Consider the following 2,669-nt stretch of genomic DNA (forward strand, 5'->3'; position numbering starts at 1 on the left):
GTTGTCGATGGCGAGCGTCATGGTGGTCCTCCCTGGCTGCCTTCTGTGTCCCGTGACGGATCGTCACGCGTGTCCGGCGGCTCCGGAGGGCCGGTGGCGGCTGGGCGATCGCGGTGGACGCGGTCAGCTTCGTCGCGGCGGCGTTCTTCCTGAGCCGGCTTCCGCGGGTCGCGCCGTCGCCCGCCGCCGTCGGCCTCGCGGGTGGCATCCGGGACGGCCTTCGGGCCTTCGTGGGGGTCCCGTGGGTCTGGCCGGTGGCGCTCGCGTACGCCGTGATCAATCTGGTCAACGTGGGGCCGTGGCAGATCCTCGGGCCGTCGCTGACCGGGGAGGCCGCGTGGGGCGTCGTCCTCAGCGTGCGGGCGGTCGGGCTGCTGGCGATGAGCGCCGTGATGTACCGGCTGGCGCCGCGGCATCCGCTGCGGTTCGGGCGCGTCGTCGGCGCGCTCGGCGCCTGCTCCCTGCTCGGTCTCGGGCTCGGCGTGGGGCCGGTCTGGCTCGCCGCCTGCGCGTTCCTCGGTGGCGTCGGGTTCGCCGCGTCCGGGATCACGTGGGACAGCGCGCTGCAGCGGCACGTGGACGGCGCGCGGCTGAGCCGGGTGGCGTCGGTCGACGATCTGCTCTCGTTCGCGGCGATCCCACTCGGCCAGCTGCTGGTCGGGCCGGCCGCGGCCGCGTTCGGCGGTGCGCCGGTGGCGCTGTGCTGCGGGCTCGCGTTCGTGGTCGCGGCGCTCGCGCCGCTGGGCGTACGCGCGGTGCGTGACCTTTAGTCGCGCAGGTCGCGCAGCGTGGCGATGTCGGCCGCGTGCCCTTCGTGCGTCTTGCCGGACGGGGTCTCCACGACGACCGGGAGCCCCGCGGTCGACGGGTGGCGGAGCAGCTCCGCGAAGGCGGCCGTGCCGATCGAGCCCTGGCCGATCGTCTCGTGCCGGTCCCGCAGCGAGCCGCAGGTGTCCTTCGAGTCGTTGGCGTGCACCAGCCGCAGGCGCCCCACGCCGACCGTCTCCGTCAGCAGGTCCAGCGTCGCCGTCATGCCGCCGGGGGTGGCCAGGTCGTGGCCGGCGGCCCAGGCGTGGCAGGTGTCGAAGCAGACGCCGAGGCGGGGGTGCCAGTCGACCGCGTCGAAGTACTCGGCAAGGTGCTCGACCCGGGACGCCAGCGAGCGGCCGCCGCCGGCGCTCGGCTCCACCAGCAGCTCCGGGCCGTCCTGGTCCAGCAGCGGCAGCAGTGCCTCGCGGACCTGCTTGAGGGCGGCGTCGTAGTGCGCCGGGTCGACCGCGCTGCCGGCGTGGAAGACGACCGCGCGGGCGCCGATCGCCGTGCCCCGGCGCAGCGCGTGCGCCAGCGTCGCGGTCGACCGCTCGACCGTCTCCGCCGTCGGCGAGCCGATGTTGACCAGCAGGGACGCGTGCACGTACGTCGTCGTCCCGCGCTCGGCACAGCCCGACAGGAACAGGTCGTCCTGCGCCGGGTCGCCGGGCGGGAGCGCCCAGCCGCGCGAGTTCGACACGTAGACTTGGGCGACCTCGCTCCCGGCCGCGTCGAGGTAGGGCAGCGCGGTCCTGGCGATGCCGCCGGCGGTGGGTGTGTGCGAGCCGATCACTGACAGAAGAGTACGACCTGGCTCTGCGGCGCCACCGGGGTGTTCTCGTTCGGCTGCTGCGCGAAGACCGTGCCGTTCGGGTTGATCTGCGGGTTCGGCTGCAGGCCCATGCCCTGGAGCTGCTGCACCGCCTGCTGGCAGGGCAGGCCGATCAGCCGCGGCACGACCACCTGCGGCGGACCCTCGCTGACCTGCAGCTCGACCTTGGCGCCGCGCTCGACCCCGGCACCGTCGTCCGGCGACTGGCCGATCACCTCGTCGCGCGGCTTGTCGGACTGCTTGTAGGCGATCAACGGCTCGAGCCCGAGGCTGATCAGCTCGTTGCGGGCGTCGTTGAGGTTCTTGCCGATCACCCGGGGGACGGTCAGCGGCGCCTTGCCCTTGCTGACGAACACGGTCGCCTTGTCGCCGGGCTTGGTCTCGGTGCCGACCGGCGGGTCGACGGCCACCACGACGCCCTTGGGCAGGTTGTCGTCGTAGCGGTCCGGACCCTTGGTGACCTGCAGTTTCGCCTGCTCCAACTCCGCGGTGGCGAGGTCGAGCGTCATGCCGGGAACGTCGGGGACCTGGTAGCGCTCGGCGCCCAGCGACAGCACGAGCGTGATCGTGCCGCCCTTGAGGATCCGGCCGGCGGCCGGCGGGTCCTGGCGGAGCACGACGTCCTTGGCGACCTTCTCGTCGAACTGGCCGGCCGCGTACGCGACGGTGAAACCGCCGCGGGTGGCCTGCGCCTCGGCGGCGGCCTTGTCCATCGAGGCGAGCTGCGGGGCGACCGTGTAGCGGCCCATGCCCCACCACCAGCCGCCGATCGCGAAGATCAGGCCGATGGCCACGATCGCGGCGGCGACCGCCATGCGGCCCCGCGGGTGCGACATCACCATGCGGTAGCGGTCGCGGATGCGGGAGCCGAGGCCCGGGGGGCGCTCGTCGTAGTCGTCGTAGTCGGGCTCCGGCGCGCGGCGCCGGCCGGCGGCAGCCAGGCGTGCAGCGGGATGAGACCGGCTTTGCCGCCGAACCCGATGACGGCCAGGCCGACCGCGATGCGGGTGACGGCGGGGTCGAGCTC

4 protein-coding genes are annotated in these 2,669 nt (G+C 74.0%); 1 reads left to right on the top strand and 3 read right to left on the bottom strand.

From position 1 onward, the window contains the following. Positions 1-113: 113 nt before the first annotated feature. Positions 114-770: a hypothetical protein gene (locus AB0H87_RS40340; protein ID WP_360158661.1), complete on the top strand. Its 657-nt coding sequence runs from the start codon at positions 114-116 to the stop codon at positions 768-770. On the opposite strand, the gene AB0H87_RS40345 is transcribed toward AB0H87_RS40340, so the two are convergent. The 3 genes from AB0H87_RS40345 to AB0H87_RS40355 all read right to left on the bottom strand — a co-directional run. After that, positions 767-1,609, bottom strand: a complete 843-nt coding sequence (locus AB0H87_RS40345) for a deoxyribonuclease IV (protein WP_360158670.1) — start codon at positions 1,607-1,609, stop codon at positions 767-769. The genes AB0H87_RS40340 and AB0H87_RS40345 overlap by 4 nt on opposite strands. Further along, positions 1,600-2,478 (bottom strand): PASTA domain-containing protein, encoded by an 879-nt coding sequence (locus tag AB0H87_RS40350; protein ID WP_360158664.1) that lies wholly within the window; start codon positions 2,476-2,478, stop codon positions 1,600-1,602. The genes AB0H87_RS40345 and AB0H87_RS40350 overlap by 10 nt, the downstream gene beginning before the upstream one ends. Beyond that, on the bottom strand, positions 2,478-2,669 hold a 192-nt coding region (locus AB0H87_RS40355; RefSeq protein ID WP_360158667.1), incomplete at its 5' end, for a hypothetical protein. The genes AB0H87_RS40355 and AB0H87_RS40350, both read right to left, overlap by 1 nt.

This window comes from Asanoa sp. NPDC050611 (genome assembly GCF_040654855.1).
Classification (GTDB): domain Bacteria; phylum Actinomycetota; class Actinomycetes; order Mycobacteriales; family Micromonosporaceae; genus Asanoa.

Excerpts from the sequence above, each read along its gene's own strand:
- AB0H87_RS40350 (WP_360158664.1), bottom strand. The coding sequence starts at position 2,478 with ATGTCGCACCCGCGGGGCCGCATGGCGGTCGCCGCCGCGATCGTGGCC.